We start from the raw sequence: 15647 nt of genomic DNA, 5'->3' as shown, positions 1-15647 counted from the left end.
GTGCCGGCGCGGTGAGCTGCAAGGCGGAGGAGGAAGCGATACCGGCGGTATCGCGCCCGACGACAACGCCGCAGATCGCCGTGCCGGCGCCCGCGCTGCCTGTGCTACTCGGAGGCGGCGCGGAGTTTGGAGATCTCGTAGAGCGCGACCGACGCCGCGATGCCGGCGTTGAGCGATTCGGTGGCGGCGCTGATCGGGATGGAGACGACGGCGTCGCACTGCTCGGTGACGAGGCGGGAGAGGCCCTTGCCCTCGCTGCCGACGACGACGAGCAGTGGGCGGTCGGCGAGCTCGAGGCCGGGGAGCATGGTGTCGCCGTCGCCGTCGAGGCCGATGACGAAGACGCCGTCGCGCTTGTAGTCCTTGATCATCGCGGTGAGGTTGGACGCCATCGCGACGGGCACGCGCGCGGCGGCTCCGGCCGAGGTCTTCCAGGCGGCGGAGTTCAGTCCGACCGAGCGGCGCTGGGGCACGATGACGCCCTGCCCGCCGAAGGCCGCCACGGAGCGGATGATCGCGCCGAGGTTGCGCGGGTCGGTGATGCCGTCGAGCGCGACGAACAGCGGGACGACGCCGCGGGAGACGCTGCGCTCGAGCAGGTCGCTCGGGTGCGCGTACTCGTACGGCGGGACCTTGAGCACGAGGCCCTGGTGCACGGAGTCCGGGCCGGCGAGGCGGTCGAGCTCCGTCCGCATGACCTCGAGGACGGGGATGCCGCGGGCGGTGGCGAGCTTGAGCGCCTCCTTGACCCGGTCGTCCATCTCGATGCGCGTCGCGAGGTAGAGCGTCGTCGCGGGGATCTTGGCGCGCAGCACCTCGAGGACCGAGTTGCGGCCGGTGACCATCTCGGACTCGTCGCCGCTCTTGGGCTTCCGCGACGGGGCCGGACGACCTTGGCCGCGGGCCGCGCCGTTCAGCGCCGCTCCGGGTCGGCCCTTGCCGCCGGCGGCGACGAAGCGCTCGCGCGCCAGCTTCGCCTTGCCCGCGGGGTGGTACGGCCGGTCCTCGGCCTTGGGTGTGGGCTTCTTGCCCTCGAGGGCCTGACGGCCCTGACCGCCGGAACCGACGGCCTTGCCCTTGCTCTTCTTGCGGACCGCTCCTGGGCGGCCGGGCTTATTCGCCATCGAGACTCCAATGCGCACCCGTCTGGGTGTCTTCGATCGTGATTCCCGCAGCAGCGAGATCGGTTCGGATGCGGTCGGCGGCCGCCCAGTCGCGCTGCTCGCGCGCGGTCTGCCGCTCGGCGACCAGGCGGTCGACGAGCACGGTGAGGGCCCGGTAGGTGGGCTCGTCGTCGGAGCGCGCCCACTCGGGGGCCTCCGGGTCGATCCCGAGGACCGAGGCCATGGCGAGGACCTGGGTGCGCAACGCGGACACCGTGCCGAGGTCCTCCGCGTCGAGGGCGGCGTTGCCGGCCCGCACGGTCTCGTGCAGCACTCCGATGGCCTGCGGGACCGAGAGGTCGTCATCCATCGCCTCGGCGAACTCGTCGGGCACGACCGGCTCGCCGACGGCGGCGAAGCGGGTGCCCTCGAGGCGCCGACGGGAGCGGTCGAGGAAGCCCTCGATCCGCTCGAGCGCGGCCTCGGCCTCCTCGAGCGCGCCGTCGTGGAACTCCAGCGTCGAGCGGTAGTGCGCCGAGCCGAGGTAGTAGCGGACGACCAGCGGACGGGCGGAGTCGAGCAGCTCGGAGGCGAAGACGGAGTTGCCGAGCGACTTGCTCATCTTCTGCCCGGTGACCGAGACGAGCCCGTTGTGCAGCCAGTAGCTGGCGAAGGCGTGGCCCGCGGCGCTCGACTGGGCGAGCTCGTTCTCGTGGTGCGGGAAGCGCAGGTCGAGCCCGCCGCCGTGGATGTCGAACTGGGTGCCGAGGTACTTGGTCGACATCGCGGAGCACTCGATGTGCCAGCCGGGACGGCCCCTCCCCCAGGGCGAGGCCCAGGAGGCGGACTCGGGCTCGTCGGGCTTCATGCCCTTCCACAGCGCGAAGTCGTGCGGGTCGCGCTTGCCGCGCGGGTCGGCGTCGGTCGCCGCCTCCATGCTCTCGAGGCGCTGGTGCGTGAGCGCGCCGTAGTCCGGCCAGGAGCGGGTGTCGAAGTAGACGTCGCCGGAGTCGTCGGGAGCGGGGTAGGCGTGGCCCAGCTCGATCAGGCGCTGCACGAGCGCGACCATCTCGGCGATGCTCGCCGTCGCGCGCGGCTCGTAGGTGGGCGGCAGGATGCCGAGCGCGGAGTAGGCGGCGGTGAACTCCAGCTCGACGCGGTAGGCGAGCGCCCACCACTGCTCCGAGGGCTCGCCCTCGCCGGCCGCGCGGCGGGCCTGCTCGGCGATCGCGAGGATCTTGTCGTCGATGTCCGTCACGTTGCGGACGAGGGTGACCCGATAGCCGCGGTAGGCGAGCCAGCGGCGCAGCTGGTCGTAGACCAGGGCGGAGCGCAGGTGCCCGATGTGCGGCGACGACTGCACCGTGGGTCCGCAGACGTACATCCCGACCTCGTTCTCGCGGAGGGGGACGAAGTCGACGAGGGCCTGGGCCTTCGAGTCGTGCAGTCGCAGAGTCACGCCGCGAGTTTACCGGGCGGGGCGGGCGCGGCCGGGCGGCGGGCTGGCGCGGTGGATCAGTGCGCGGATCCGAGAGCGGGGAGGACGAGCGCCGTGGCCGTCGCGGCGACCCCCTCCCCGCGCCCGGTGAAGCCGAGCGCGTCCGAGGTCGTCGCGGCGACGCTGACCGGGGCGCCGAGGAGAGCGGACAGCAGCTGCTGGGCCTCGTCCCGCCGCGGGGAGAACTTCGGGCGGTTGCCGATCAGCTGGACCGACACGTTGCCGATCGTGAAGCCGGCCGCCTCGACGAGCTCGCGGGTGGCGCGGAGGAAGACCTCGCCGTGCGCGTCCTGGAACCGCGGGTCGTCCGTGCCGAAGCGGGAGCCGATGTCGCCGAGGTTCGCCGCGGCGAGCAGCGCGTCGCAGATCGCGTGCGCGACGGGGTCGCCGTCGCTGTGCCCGGAGAGTCCGCGCTCCCCCGGCCAGTGAAGTCCGGCGAGCCAGAGCGGCGACGCGTCGTCGAAGGCGTGCACGTCGGTGCCGATGCCGACGCGCGGCACCGCGGCCGACGGCGGCGGCGCGAGCAGCTGCTCCGCGCGAGCGAGGTCCCAGGGCGTGGTGATCTTGAAGGCGAGCGGATCGCCGGGGACGACGACGGAGCCGCGGCCGTGAGCGGCGAGGAGGGCGGCGTCGTCGGTGAACTCCCGGCCGGCGGCCGCGTAGGCCTCGTCGAGCAGGCGGCGGGGGAAGCCCTGCGGCGTCTGCACGGCGGCGAGCTGCGAGCGGTCGACCGTGTCGAGGATCGCCGCGTCGGCACCGACCAGCTTGATGGTGTCGGTGACGGGCAGGCCCGGGATCGCGCCGCCGCCGGTCGAGCGGACGGCGGCGAGCACCCGCTCGAACTGCGCGACGGGTGTGAGGGCCCGGGCGGCGTCGTGCACGAGGACGGTGGCGACTCCCGGGTGCAGGAGGGCGAGCCCGCGGGCGACGGAGTCCTGGCGGGTCGATCCGCCGGCGGTGACGAGGACCTCGACGGCGGACCCGGAGGCGCGGCGGCAGAGCGCGGCGGTCTCCTCGACGAGGGACTCCGGTGCCACCACGACCACCTGGACCGGCTCGGCGAGGGTGAGCACCGTGCGGAGGCTGCGCTCGAGGATCGTGACGCCGGCGCACTCGACGTAGGCCTTGGGCAGCTCGCGCCCGAGGCGGGTGCCGCTGCCGGCGGCGACGATCACGACGGCCGCGGTCGGCGCCGATCCGGAGACGGTGTTCAACGGGACGTCCTTTCGCCGCCGGTCACAGTAGCAGCGGGCGGGAGGAGGGGGCAGCCCGGCCGGGACGCCGACGAGGCTGCGCTAGTCTTTTTCCGGCTCCTGCACCTCGATTCCGCCCTGTCCGGGGCGGGCGGAGCCGATGATCTGGAGGAACCCGTGAAGGCGCGCATCGCTGCATCCGTCGTTCTCGCGGTCGGCGTCGCGTTCGCCACCGCCGGCTGCAACCTGGTCGCCCCGCAGGCGACGCGGGCCATCTACGACCCGAGCGACGGAGTGGGTGCGACGATCGGCGATCTCGCCATCCGCAACGCGATGATCATCTCCGAGGACGGCGAGACCGGCACGCTGGTCGTGTCCCTGGTCAACGACACCGACGAGACGGTGAGCGTCGAGGTGCAGTACGAGGCGAGCACGGGCCGCACCAGCGACACGGTGGACGCTGTCCCCGGTCGCACGGAGGTCCGCCCGGGCAGCACCGAGTCGGTCACCATGGAGGGCCTCGACACGATCCCCGGCAGCCTGTTCCCCGTCTACTTCCAGTACGGCTCGGAGGAGGGCGAGGAGCTGCTCGTCCCGATCCTGACGAACGCCCTCGAGGCCTACGCGACGCTGACCCCGGCCCCGTCGGCCAGCCCGACCCTCACGCCCACGCCGAACCCGGCGCAGACGGCGCTGCCCACCCCGACCGTGCAGCCCGGCGTCGACGCCCCGGCGGAGTAGCACCCGCTCCCGCGAAGGGCCGTCCACCTCGGTGGGCGGCCCTTCGTCGTGCGACCAGATGCTGATCGAGTAGCCCGCGCAGCGGGCCCACTTGCTGATCGAGTAGCCCGCTGCGCGGGCGTATCGAGATCCACCGGCATCAGAAGCCCGGTCTGCAGACTCCGCGCCCCGGCGACGGCGGGTCTCGATACGCCCCTGCGGGGCTACTCGACCAGCATGTTCCATTGCACCCGGCGACAACCCCGCAGACGCCCCCGCCAGGCCCCGCGGTCTCAGGCGTCGAAGCGGTAGCCGAGGCCGCGGACCGTCACCAGGAGCACCGGCTCCTTGGGCGTCTTCTCGATCTTGGAGCGGATGCGCTTGACGTGGACGTCGAGGGTCTTGGTGTCGCCGAAGTAGTCGCTGCCCCAGACGCGGTCGATCAGCTGGCCGCGGGTGAGGACGCGGCCGGCGTTGCGGAGAAGCATCTCGAGGAGCTCGAACTCCTTGAGCGGCATCGGGGTCTCGACGCCGTCGACCTCGACGGTGTGGCGCTCGATGTCCATGCGGACGGGGCCGGCGACGACGATGCGCTCCTCCCCCGGGTCCTCGGTGCGGCGGCGGAGGACAGCGCGGATCCGGGCGAGCAGCTCGCGGGTCGAGTACGGCTTGGTGACGTAGTCGTCCGCACCGAGCTCGAGTCCGACGACGATGTCCACCTCGGAGTCCTTCGCGGTGACCATGATGATCGGGATCGCGGAGCGGGTGCGGATCTCGCGGCACACCTCGGTGCCGGGCATGCCGGGGAGCATGAGGTCGAGCAGGATCAGGTCGTACTCGCCCTCGTCGAAGGCGGCGACGGCGCGCAGGCCGTCCTCGGCGACGGTGACGTCGTAGCCCTCGCGTTCGAGCAGGTAGCTGAGCGGCTCGCTGAGGGCGCTCTCGTCCTCGACGAGCAGGATGCTGGTCACGCGGTGTCTCCTATCGGGGCGGCGGACGCGAAGGGCGTCCTGGCCGGGTCTACTTCGGGGAGTCGGATGGTGAAGGTGCTGCCGCGGCCCGGCTTGGACCAGACCCGGACGTCGCCGCCGTGGTTCTGCACGGCGTGCTTGACGATGCTGAGGCCGAGCCCGGTGCCGCCGGTGTGGCGGGAGCGGGCCTGGTCGACGCGGTAGAAGCGCTCGAAGACGCGGTCGAGGTCCTCCTCGGGGATGCCGATGCCCTGGTCGGTGACGGCGATCTCGACGACGCCGCCGGTCGAGCGGACGCCGATCCCGACGCGGGAGCCGGGCGGGGAGTACTGGATGGCGTTGGCCAGCAGATTGTGCAGCGCCGAGACGAGCATCTTCTCCTGGCCGGCGACGTACGCCTTCTTCATCCCGCCCTTGACGAGGGTGACGTCGTGCGACTCCGCCATCACATGCGTCGTCTCGAGCGCGGCGACCACGATGTCGTCGACGCGGACGACCTCCGCGGAGCCGGCGACGTCCGCCGACTGCAGGCGGGAGAGCTCGATGATCTCGCGGGTGATCTTCGCGAGGCGGTGCGACTCCTGGGTCAGGCGGTGCGCGAACCGGCGGACCTGCTTCGGGTCGTCGGCGGCGGAGTCGAGGGCCTCGGCGAGCAGGCCGACCGCGCCGATCGGCGTCTTCAGCTCGTGCGAGATGTTGGCGACGAAGTCGCGGCGGACCGCCTCCAGCCGGCGGGCCTCGGTGTGGTCCTCGGCGAGGACGAGGACGAAGCGGGAGCCGAGCCGCGTGGCGTGCACGACGAGGGTGACCGCGGCGTCCGAGAGCGGGCTCGTCGCCAGCTCCAGGTCCTGCTCGATGTCGTCGCCGAAGCGGCGCACCCGGTCGACGATCGCGACCAGATCCGGGTGGAGCAGCGTGTCCTGGGAGACGAGGCCGAGCGAGATCGCGCGGGCGGACGCCTTCAGCACGTTGTGGGAGGGGTCGGTCACGAACGCGGGAGCGCCGACGGCGTCGATGATCGCGCCGATGCCCTCGGGCAGGCCGACGGTGACGACCTCCGCCGCGATCCGGCCCTGGCGCGCGGCGAGGGTGACGACACTGGTGAGGACGATCCCGATGACGATGCCGAGAACGAGCGACAGCACGACGATCAGGCCCGGATCCACGCTCCCAGGCTATCCATCCACCGCGCGTCTCCCTACCGGATGCCCGGCGACGGGTCGCGGGTCGAGTACTGTTCAAACGCTCGGCACCGTTCGTTAACCTGCCGTGGTCATCATGGCTGCGCCTGCGCCGGACTGGTGCAGTCGCAGCGCCGTGCGCGGCGCGGATCGGCACCGGTCTCCGTGCGTGCCGCAGAGAGGGTCGAGAAGAAGATGCGCGAAGTTTTCCAGCAGGAGCTGGCCGAGGTTCAGGATCGGCTCGTCGAGATCTCCGGACTCGTCGAGATCGCGATCGAGAAGGCGACCCAGGCGTTCAACCACTCCGACGTGTCCCTCGCCGAGGAGGTCATCGCCAGCGACGCCCGCATCGACGAGCTGGCCATCAGCCTCGACGAGCTCGCGATCGACATCCTCGCCCGCCAGGGCCCCGTCGCCCGCGACCTGCGGACCGTCGTGTCCGCGCTGCGGATCAGCGCCTCGCTCGAGCGGATGGGCGACATCGCCGAGCACATCGCTCAGCTCTCCCGCTACCGCTTCCCCGACAAGGTCGTGCCGAAGTCGCTCCGCCCGACCTTCGTCGAGATGGGCCGCCTCGACGTCGTCGTCGCGCACAAGCTCACCGAGCTGCTGCGCACGCAGGACCCCCGCCTCGCCGAGGAGATCCGCGACGAGGACGACAAGATCGACGAGCTGCACGTCAGCGTCTTCGACAAGGTCCTCAGCGAGGCGTGGAAGGGCCAGGCCGCCGACACCGTCGACGCGACCCTCGCCAGCCGCTACCACGAGCGCTTCGCCGACCACGCGGTGTCTATCGCGAAGAAGGTCCAGTACCTGATCTCGGGCGACTGGGGCTGAGTTCATTTGTCGATGTCGCGCGGAGCGCGATATCGACCGCGGTCGGCAGGTCGCGTGGGCGCGTTCCGCAGAGCGGGACGCGTACGGCTATGACGAATCGCTGGCACGCGATTCGCCCGTTCGCCTTGTGGGGGGGGCGGCTGGTCTCGACTCTCAGCGCCCGGGCGTCGAGTGACAGCTGCCGTGCCTCGCTGGTCGATCGCCCGCGCTTCCATGCTGATCGAGTAGCGCGCGCAGCGCGCGTATCGAGATCCACCGTCTGAAGGACGCGGGGTCTCGATACGCCGCGTGCCGCGGCTACTCGACCAGCATGCAAGGGGCGCGTTCCGCGACCCGGCTCGTCCATGCTGATCGAGTAGCGCGCGCGGCGCGCGTATCGAGATCCACCGTCGTACGGACGCGCGGTCTCGATACGCCGCGTGCCGCGGCTACTCGACCAGCATGCAAGGGGCGCGTATCGCGACCCGGCTCGTTCATGGTGATCGAGTAGCGCGCGCAGCGTGCGTATCGAGATCCACCGTCAGGCGAGGGCGGGGTGCGGACGCGGACGGCCCGCGGGAGTCGGGACTCCGGCGGGCCGTGCGAGGGGGTGGGCTACTTCTTGGCGCCCTGGGCGGCGACGGCGGCGGCGCCGGCGGCGGCGGCCTCGGGGTCGAGGTAGCGGGCCTCGCCGATCGGCTCGAAGTTCTCGTCGAGGGTGTAGACGAGGGGGATGCCGGTCGGGATGTTCAGCTCGGCGATGTCCGAGTCGGAGATCCCGTCGAGGGTCTTCACCAGCGCGCGCAGCGAGTTGCCGTGCGCGGTGATCATGACGGTCTTGCCCGAGGCGAGATCCGGCTTGATGTCCGACTCCCAGTAGGGCAGCATCCGCTCGATCACGAGCTTGAGCGACTCGGTGCGGGGCAGGTCGTCGCCGAGGTCGGCGTAGCGCTCGTCGTGCGCCTGCGAGTACTGGTCCTCGTCGTCGATGGGGGGCGGCGGCACGTCGAACGAGCGGCGCCAGGTCATGAACTGCTCGGGGCCGTACTCGGCGAGGGTCTGCGCCTTGTCCTTGCCCTGCAGCGCGCCGTAGTGGCGCTCGTTGAGGCGCCAGGAGCGCTTCACGTCGATCCACAGGCGGTCGGCCTTCTCGAGCGCGATGTTCGCGGTCTGGATCGCGCGCGTCTGGCGGGAGGTGTACACGACGTCGGGGTGCAGCTCCGCCTCGACCAGCAGCTCGCCGGCGCGGGTCGCCTCCGCGACGCCCTGCTCGGTCAGCCGCACGTCGACCCAGCCGGTGAACAGGTTCTTCTGGTTCCACTCGCTGTTGCCGTGGCGCACGAGGATGAGGGTGTAGGTCTCGGACATGCGTCCAGCTTAGAGGCGGCCCCTGCGCCCACGGATACGCTGGAGACCATGCCGATCGGAGCCGTCACCCGCGGCACGACGGGCACGAACCGCCTCCGCCGGGTGGACCGCCGGCTGGCCGAGCTGCCGGCGCTCCGCACGACCCCGGAGCCCGTCGTCGTCGACCTCGGCTTCGGCGCGAGCGCGGTCACCACGCTCGAGCTGCACCGCCGCCTCGTCCGCGCAGCACCCGGCGTCGACGTGGTCGGCTTCGAGATCGAGCCGGCCCGCGTCCAGACCGCGCGACGGCAGCTGGAGCGGGTCCGTGAAGGGGGCACCGCCTTCCCGGCCGACGCCCGGGTGCGCTTCGAGCGCGGCGGCTTCGAGGTGCCTTTGCCCGGACGGCAGCGGGCGAGCGTGATCCGCGCCTTCAACGTGCTCCGGCAGTACGACGAGTCCGCGGTGGCGGAGGCGTGGCGGACGATGACCGACCGGCTGACCCCCGACGGCGTGCTGGTGGAGGGGACCTGCGACGAGATCGGCCGGATCTGCACCTGGATCGAGATCGGACGCGAGGGGCCGCGCTCGCTCACCCTGTCGCTCCGGCTCGGCGGCGTGCCCTCGCCGATGATCGCGGCGGAGCGGCTGCCGAAGGCGCTGATCCACCGCAACGTCGCGGGCGAGCCGGTGCACGCCTTCCTGCTCGCGCTCGAGCGGGCCTGGCTGCACGCCGCCCCGCTCGCCGTCTACGGGCCGACGCAGCGCTGGATCGCCGCCGTCGAGACGCTCCGCGGCGAGTGGCCGATCCTCGGCGGCCGGCGGCGGTGGCGGCTCGGCGAGGTGACCGTCGCGTGGGAGGCGGTGGCTCCGCTCGACCCGGCCCCGTCACTGTGAGCATTCTCATATTCACGCCCGCTACCCTCGTGCCCCATGGACGACCCTCCCCCTGAACCTTCGCCCGCCGCACCGACCGCGACCCTGATCGGCGGTGCTCCGGGTGCCTGAATGGCTCGGCATCGTCATCGGCCTCCTCCTCACCGTCGGCACCGGTCTCTTCGTCGCCTCCGAGTTCGCGCTGGTCAACCTCGACCGCAACGAGCTCGAGGAGCGCCGCGCCCGCGGTGAGAAGCGCCTCGAGCCGACGATCTCCGCCCTGCGGATCACCTCCACCCATCTCTCCGGCGCGCAGCTGGGCATCACGCTCACCACACTGCTCACCGGCTACACCTTCGAGCCCGCGATCAGCTCCCTGCTCGGCGATCCGCTGCGCTCGCTCGGGATCCCGGCCGAGATCGTGCCGGGCATCGGCACGGTCGTCGGCGTCCTGCTGGCGACGGTCTTCTCGATGGTGATCGGCGAGCTGGTCCCCAAGAACTTCGCGCTGGCGCTGCCGCTGAGGACCGCGCAGATCGTCGTGCCGTTCCAGATCCTCTTCACCACGGTCTTCAAGCCCGTGATCCTGCTCTTCAACAACACCGCGAACGCCCTGATCCGCGCGATGGGCATCGAGCCCAAGGAGGAGCTCTCGGGCGCCCGCAGCGCCGACGAGCTCGGCTCGCTGGTGCGCCGCTCGGTGCTCGAGGGCACACTCGACAGCGATCACGCGGACCTGCTGCACCGCACGCTCCGCTTCTCGAGCCGCAGCGTCGCCGACGTGATGACGCCGCGGGTGCGGATGGCCTCCGTCACACTGCAGAGCACCGCGGAGGACGTCGTGCGGCTGGCGAACCGCACCGGCTTCTCGCGCTTCCCCGTCATCGGCCGCGACTCCGACGACGTCCGCGGTGTCCTGCACGTCAAGCACGCCTTCGCGCTCGAGCCGGAGCAGCGTGCCCGGGTGACGGCCGAGTCGCTGATGATCGCGCCGATGCGCGTCCCCGAGACCGCGCGCGCCGACGCCCTGCTCGCTCCCCTGCGCGGCAGCGGCCTCGCGATCGCGGTCGTCGTCGACGAGTACGGCGGGACCGCGGGCGTCGTGACGCTCGAGGACCTCGTCGAGGAGATCGTCGGCGAGCTGGAGGACGAGCACGACCGCAGCCGCGCCGGCGTCGTCCGCTCCGGCCGCTCGGCGACCTTCGGCGGCGAGCTGCGCCCCGACGAGGTCGCGGAGCGCCTCGGCGCCGTCGTGCCCGAGGGCGAGGACTACGACACGGTCGCCGGCTTCCTCGCCTCGACCCTCGGCCGCGTGCCCGAGCTCGGCGACGAGGTCACCGTGGCCGGCGGCGTGCTGCGGGTCGACCGCGTCGCCGCCCACCGCGTCGACCGCGTCCGCTTCACCCCGTCCGCCGCCGGAGACGAGACCGACGGCGGCGATGCCGTCGGCGTCGCCGCCCTCCGAGCCGAGGGGGCCGTCCATGAGTGAGTACCTGCCGGGGATCGCCTGGCTCGTGGTCCTGCTGATCGTCAACGCCTTCTTCGTCGGCGCCGAGTTCGCCGTCATCTCGGCTCGCCGCTCGCAGATCGAGCCGCGGGCCGATGCGGGCAGCCGCGCGGCGAAGACCACGCTCTGGGCGATGGAGCACGCCACCCTGATGCTCGCGACGAGCCAGCTGGGCATCACCGTCTGCTCGCTGGTCATCCTCAACGTCTCCGAGCCGGCGATCCACCACCTGCTCGAGATCCCGCTGGGCTTCACGGCGCTGTCCGCGGAGGCGATCGGCGTGATCGCGTTCGTCGCCGCGCTGCTGCTCGTCACCTTCCTGCACGTCGTGTTCGGAGAGATGGTGCCGAAGAACCTGGCGTTCTCGGTGCCGACCCGGGCCGCGCTGCTCCTCGCCCCGCCGCTCGTGCTCGTCTCGCGCCTGGTGAAGCCGGTGATCTGGTCGCTGAACGCGGTCGCCAACGGCATCCTCCGCCTGGTGCGGGTGGAGCCGAAGGACGAGGCGACCAGCGCCTTCACGCTCGACGAGGTCGCCGCGATCGTCCGCCAGTCGACCCGTGAGGGCGTGCTGGTCGACGCCTCCGGAACCGTCACTGCGGCGTTCGAGTTCACGACCAAGCGGGTCGCGGACGTCGCGGTCCCGCTCGAGCGGATGGTGCTGCTTCCCGCCGAGGCCTCGCCCGCGGACGTGCGCCGCGCAGTGGCCGAGCACGGCTACTCGCGCTACCTGCTCGCGGACGGCGACGGACTGCCCGGCGGCTACCTGCACCTCAAGGACGTCTCCGACCTCGACGCGACCGAGGTGCCGGTGCCGCGCAAGCGGATCCGCCGGCTCGCCGCGGTCTCGGCCGGCGACGAGCTGGAGGACGCGCTCGCCGCGCTCCGGCGCACCGGCGCGCACCTCGCCCGGGTGGTCGACGCCGACGGCCGCACCACCGGTATCCTCTTCCTCGAGGACATCATCGAGGAGCTCGTGGGCGAGGTGCAGGACGCCACCAACGCGTGAGCGCCGGAGGAGCCCGGCCGGTCAGGCGAGCTCGGGCAGCGCGGCTCTCGCCTCGGCCGAGCTCGCCCCGGTCGCCGTCAGCAGGTCGACGACGAGCGGACGGAGGATGACCAGCAGCGTCTTCTCCGCCAGCCGCGCCTCGGGGATCAGCGCCTGCGGGTCGAGGGTCGTCGCGAGCAGCACGAGGTCCTGACGCGCGAGCGCGAGCACCGCGGGCTCGGTGACGGCGCGGCCGAGCAGGGCGATCCCCGGGCCGAAGTCCGCGACGACGTCGGCGAGCGCCGGCCGCGGCACGGCGTCGCCGACCAGGAAGTCGGTGCGCCGCGCGACGATGCGGAGGTTGCGGGTCGCGAGGTCGAGCGCGGCGAGCATCGTGCGCTGCCGCTCCAGCTCGGCGCGGTGCCGCCGGACGAACGGCGAGATCCGTGCGACTCCGATCGCCGAGTCGAGGGCGGCCGTCCAGCCGTCGATCACCGGCTGCGTGCCGCGGACGCGCTCCAGCGCCGCCGCGGAGGCCGCCTGATCGCCCCGGCGGAGCGCGTCGGCGAGCGCGTCGATCGTCTCCGCCAGTGCCGACACCAGCCGCCGCGCCTCGGCGCGAGCTGCCCGGAGCGGATTGCGCGGCACGATCGCGGTGCACAGCAGCGCGGCGAGCCCGCCGACCAGACCGTCGAGGCTCCGGGTGAACACTCCCCCGTCGGGCGCGGGCAGGATCATCACCAGCATCGCCTGCGTGCCGGCCGCCACCGCGAAGCCGGGCGACGGCGAGAGCGCCCGCCCCACGGTGAAGACGATCGCGAGCACGACGGCCAGCTGCCAGACCCCGGTGCCCCAGAGCAGCAGCAGCACCTCGCTCGCGGTGATCCCGATCAGCATGCCGATCGCGGTCTCGGCGACCTGCTTCGGCCGGGTGTCGCGCGCGATGCCCAGGCTCGAGATGGTCGCCGTCAGCGACAGCACCGGGGCGGGGTGCCCGAAGACGAAGCGCGAGACGGAGTAGGCGAGGACCGCCGCGAGGACGATCTGCAGCACCGCGGGCAGCGACGCCACGGCACGCGCGACGCCGCGGCCGGGCCGGACGTCGTCGAGGCGGACGAGCGCCCGGATCCGCGCGGCCGCCCGATCCCGCCGAGCGGGTCCTGCGGCCACCACGGCGTGGCCTACCTGGTCGCGGCCCCGAGGCGGGGCAGGCGGGGCACTCCCGCCTCGGCGCCGGCGCCCGGCGGCACGACGACCTCCTGGGCGGCGGAGACGCGGATCTCGCCGGCCAGCACGGTGAGCTCGAGGTCGACGGGGACCGAGCGCTTCACCACGGCGAGGGCGATGGGGCCCTCCTCGTAGTGCCAGGCGCTCGCGGTGACGGTGCCGACCTCGACCGGCTCGCCGCCCTTGAGCGCCGTGACGACGTCGCCGTGCCCGGGCAGGGCGGAGTCGGAGCCGTCGAGCTGCAGCAGCACGAGGCGGCGGGGCGGGTGGCCGAGATTGTGCACCTTGGCGACCGTCTCCTGACCGCGGTAGCAGCCCTTGGCCAGGTGCACCGAGGAGCGGAGCAGGTCGAGCTCGTGCGGGATCGAGCGGTCGTCGACCTCGGTCGCATGCCGCGGGCGCCAGGCGGCGATGCGGAGCGCCTCGAGGGCGTCGGAGCCGGCGAGCGCCACGCCCGCCGCGCGGGTCCGGGACTCGAGCCCGTCGAGCGCCGCGCGCGGCACGAGGGTCTCGCGGGCGGCCCAGCCGGCCGCGGGGTGCGCGGGAGCGGTGGCGTACTGCCAGCCGCCGGGCTGCACCTGCGCCCACGGGTCGAGCCAGCTGATGCCGGACTCCCCCGCGAGCTCGAGGGCGAGCGCGGTCGCGGGGCCGTCGCCGAGGGTCGCGAGCGTCGCGAACTCGGCGGTGCGGTCGGCGATCTCGACGCGGAGCATGAAGCGCATCCGGTCGAGCCAGGCCGCGAGCCCCGGCGTCTCGTCTCGGTCGAGGAGGAGCCAGGCGGTCTCGCCGTCGTCGACGACGCGGATGAGGTGCTCGATCCGCCCGGACGGGTCCAGCAGCAGGGTCTCGGCCGAGTCGCCGGGGGCGAGGCGGGCGAGCGCCTGGCTGGTCAGCGAGTCGAGCCAGGTGAGGCGGTCGGGGCCGGTGACGGTGACGACGCCGCGACCCGAGAGGTCGACGATCGCGGTGCCCGCGGCGAGCGCCCGCTGCTCGCGGAACGGCTCGCCGTAGTGCGCGGCGACGCCGGGCTCGGCCGCACTGGTCCCGACGACGGCGCCCGAGACCGACAGGAGCGGGGAGATCGGCAGCCGCTCCGAGGACGCGGTCTCATTCGACACGGGCGAGCCTTCCGGAGGAGTGGGTGCGGAGCCCCTGGCCGAGCGCGGCGATGTCCCAGGCCCAGAGCAGGTGGTCGTCGACGAGGCCGTAGAGGCGGGTGGCGGCCGCGTAGTCCTTCGCGGCGGCGGTGCGCATGACGGCGTCGGTCGCGAGGTCGATCCGCGGGCCCTTGACCTGGCCGAGGTACAGCTCGCTGACTCCGTCGGGGTGCACGAGCGCGACCTCGATGTCGAAGCCGCCGCCGCCGTTGCGCAGCGTCTCGACCGACTCGGCGTCGGGGAACGCGGGCGCACCGCGGCCCGGCAGCATCGCGGGGCCGGCGTCGGCGTCGGTGAGCGGGCGGCTGAGCCGCCAGTAGCCCATCTCGCTCACGAGCGGCCGGTGGCCGACCTCGCTGTCGTCCTCGAGCAGCCAGGTGTACGAGCTGTAGTTGAGGTAGGGCAGGCCGTCGTAGCTGAAGCTCACGCGGTGGCCGAACTCGGCCTGCACGGAGTCGTCGCCGACGGCGTAGTCGATGACGCCCGATCCCTCCCAGACGCCGAGCAGCCAGGAGAGCGGGACGAGTTCGGGCGGGAGGCCCGAGGGGAGGGAGATCAAACCTGCTCCGGCGGCGGCTAGCGCTGGCCGCGGTAGAGCTTGTAGACGACCACGCCGGAGACCCACGCGATCGCGAGGGAGGCGAGCCCGAGCAGTCCGAGATAGAAGAGTTCGAGGGCGAGAAGCATGACTCCATCCTATCCGGCGGCACCGACGCGACGGGGTGGAGGAGGCCCGATCAGAGCGAGGTGAGGGCGGCGATGCCGCTGGCGACCGCGACGACGACCATCGCGCCGACGACGCTCGTCATCGTGCGCACCAGATAGCCGTCCGCCTTCGCCACGGCGAGCTGGACGGCGAAGGTCGCGAGGACGCAGCCGCCGAAGGTCAGCGCCAGCCAGAGCTGCTGCGAGACGGCCGGGGCGATCACCAGGGTGACGACGGAGCCGAGGAGCGCGAGCACCCAGACCGCTGCCACTCCCGCGCGATCCCTGCCCATCCCTCAATTGTGCCCCAGGGAATCGGCCTCTCCGACCCGCCGCTAGTATTGCCGGAGACCAATCCTGGAGG

General features: G+C 72.6%; 15 protein-coding genes. 5 read left to right on the top strand and 10 right to left on the bottom strand.

Annotated elements, in window-relative coordinates; all coding sequences use genetic code 11:
• Positions 1–104: 104 nt before the first annotated feature.
• Genes rlmB through ispD form a run of 3 tightly spaced genes read right to left on the bottom strand, consistent with a single transcriptional unit; the run spans position 105 to position 3815 of the window.
• Positions 105–1124, bottom strand: a complete 1020-nt coding sequence (gene rlmB / locus EDF17_RS03310; RefSeq protein ID WP_123445158.1) for a 23S rRNA (guanosine(2251)-2'-O)-methyltransferase RlmB — start codon at positions 1122–1124, stop codon at positions 105–107.
• On the bottom strand, positions 1114–2562 hold the full coding sequence (gene cysS, locus EDF17_RS03305; RefSeq protein WP_123445157.1) for a cysteine--tRNA ligase: 1449 nt from the start codon (positions 2560–2562) through the stop codon (positions 1114–1116). The genes rlmB and cysS overlap by 11 nt, the downstream gene beginning before the upstream one ends.
• 56 nt (positions 2563–2618) lie before the next feature.
• Entirely contained in the window at positions 2619–3815 is a 1197-nt protein-coding gene (gene ispD, locus EDF17_RS03300) for a 2-C-methyl-D-erythritol 4-phosphate cytidylyltransferase (RefSeq protein ID WP_123445156.1), read from the bottom strand.
• A 156-nt stretch (positions 3816–3971) separates the two neighbouring features.
• Between ispD and EDF17_RS03295 the strand changes: the two genes are divergently transcribed.
• On the top strand, positions 3972–4535 hold the full coding sequence (locus tag EDF17_RS03295; protein ID WP_123445155.1) for a hypothetical protein: 564 nt from the start codon (positions 3972–3974) through the stop codon (positions 4533–4535).
• Between the two features lie 272 nt (positions 4536–4807).
• Here EDF17_RS03295 and EDF17_RS03290 read toward each other — a convergent pair whose 3' ends face one another.
• Together EDF17_RS03290 and EDF17_RS03285 are read right to left on the bottom strand one after the other, a co-directional pair.
• The gene (locus EDF17_RS03290; protein WP_123445154.1) at positions 4808–5485 is read right to left on the bottom strand and encodes a response regulator transcription factor; all 678 of its coding nucleotides are present in this window, start codon (positions 5483–5485) and stop codon (positions 4808–4810) included.
• Positions 5482–6651 carry an ATP-binding protein gene (locus EDF17_RS03285; RefSeq protein WP_123445153.1) on the bottom strand — a complete coding sequence of 390 codons (1170 nt, stop codon included), beginning with the start codon at positions 6649–6651 and terminating at the stop codon, positions 5482–5484. Before EDF17_RS03285 ends, EDF17_RS03290 begins: the two co-directional genes overlap by 4 nt.
• 210 nt (positions 6652–6861) lie before the next feature.
• Here EDF17_RS03285 and phoU point away from each other — a divergent pair, with 210 nt between their 5' ends.
• Positions 6862–7503, top strand: a complete 642-nt coding sequence (gene phoU / locus EDF17_RS03280) for a phosphate signaling complex protein PhoU (protein WP_123445152.1) — start codon at positions 6862–6864, stop codon at positions 7501–7503.
• A 594-nt stretch (positions 7504–8097) separates the two neighbouring features.
• On the opposite strand, the gene EDF17_RS03275 is transcribed toward phoU, so the two are convergent.
• Positions 8098–8850 carry a phosphoglyceromutase gene (locus EDF17_RS03275; RefSeq protein WP_123445151.1) on the bottom strand — a complete coding sequence of 251 codons (753 nt, stop codon included), beginning with the start codon at positions 8848–8850 and terminating at the stop codon, positions 8098–8100.
• A 48-nt stretch (positions 8851–8898) separates the two neighbouring features.
• On the opposite strand from EDF17_RS03275, the gene EDF17_RS03270 reads away from it, so the two are divergent.
• The 3 genes from EDF17_RS03270 to EDF17_RS03260 all read left to right on the top strand — a co-directional run bounded on the left by EDF17_RS03270 (position 8899) and on the right by EDF17_RS03260 (position 12215).
• On the top strand, positions 8899–9723 hold the full coding sequence (locus EDF17_RS03270; RefSeq protein ID WP_123445150.1) for a class I SAM-dependent methyltransferase: 825 nt from the start codon (positions 8899–8901) through the stop codon (positions 9721–9723).
• A gap of 103 nt (positions 9724–9826) precedes the next feature.
• Complete coding sequence (locus EDF17_RS03265) at positions 9827–11191, top strand: hemolysin family protein (protein ID WP_123445377.1); 1365 nt, start codon at positions 9827–9829, stop codon at positions 11189–11191.
• Positions 11184–12215, top strand: a complete 1032-nt coding sequence (locus EDF17_RS03260) for a hemolysin family protein (RefSeq protein WP_123445376.1) — start codon at positions 11184–11186, stop codon at positions 12213–12215. The genes EDF17_RS03265 and EDF17_RS03260 overlap by 8 nt, the downstream gene beginning before the upstream one ends.
• A gap of 21 nt (positions 12216–12236) precedes the next feature.
• Here the strand turns inward: EDF17_RS03260 and EDF17_RS19725 are convergent, their stop codons facing one another.
• The 4 genes from EDF17_RS19725 to EDF17_RS03240 all read right to left on the bottom strand — a co-directional run bounded on the left by EDF17_RS19725 (position 12237) and on the right by EDF17_RS03240 (position 15576).
• Positions 12237–13367, bottom strand: a complete 1131-nt coding sequence (locus EDF17_RS19725; RefSeq protein ID WP_166649585.1) for an FUSC family protein — start codon at positions 13365–13367, stop codon at positions 12237–12239.
• 8 nt (positions 13368–13375) lie between these two features.
• Positions 13376–14491 (bottom strand): folate-binding protein, encoded by a 1116-nt coding sequence (locus EDF17_RS03250; RefSeq protein WP_243732783.1) that lies wholly within the window; start codon positions 14489–14491, stop codon positions 13376–13378.
• Between the two features lie 37 nt (positions 14492–14528).
• The gene (locus tag EDF17_RS03245) at positions 14529–15137 is read right to left on the bottom strand and encodes an FABP family protein (RefSeq protein WP_123445149.1); all 609 of its coding nucleotides are present in this window, start codon (positions 15135–15137) and stop codon (positions 14529–14531) included.
• Positions 15138–15315: 178 nt separating this feature from the next.
• Entirely contained in the window at positions 15316–15576 is a 261-nt protein-coding gene (locus EDF17_RS03240; protein ID WP_133671854.1) for a hypothetical protein, read from the bottom strand.
• Between the last annotated feature and the right edge of the window lie 71 nt (positions 15577–15647).

Source organism: Rathayibacter sp. PhB1, from assembly GCF_004362935.1.
Classification (GTDB): domain Bacteria; phylum Actinomycetota; class Actinomycetes; order Actinomycetales; family Microbacteriaceae; genus Rathayibacter; species Rathayibacter festucae.
Note: the sequence above shows the minus strand (reverse complement) of the source record. Positions and strands in the feature narration are given on the sequence as shown.

What these genes read in the sequence shown, in the direction of transcription:
- EDF17_RS03275 (WP_123445151.1), bottom strand. Translation starts at nt 8,850, where the DNA reads ATGTCCGAGACCTACACCCTCATCCTCGTGCGCCACGGCAACAGCGAG.
- rlmB (WP_123445158.1), bottom strand. Translation starts at nt 1,124, where the DNA reads ATGGCGAATAAGCCCGGCCGCCCAGGAGCGGTCCGCAAGAAGAGCAAG.
- EDF17_RS03260 (WP_123445376.1), top strand. Translation starts at nt 11,184, where the DNA reads ATGAGTGAGTACCTGCCGGGGATCGCCTGGCTCGTGGTCCTGCTGATC.
- phoU (WP_123445152.1), top strand. Translation starts at nt 6,862, where the DNA reads ATGCGCGAAGTTTTCCAGCAGGAGCTGGCCGAGGTTCAGGATCGGCTC.
- EDF17_RS03270 (WP_123445150.1), top strand. Translation starts at nt 8,899, where the DNA reads ATGCCGATCGGAGCCGTCACCCGCGGCACGACGGGCACGAACCGCCTC.
- EDF17_RS03240 (WP_133671854.1), bottom strand. Translation starts at nt 15,576, where the DNA reads ATGGGCAGGGATCGCGCGGGAGTGGCAGCGGTCTGGGTGCTCGCGCTC.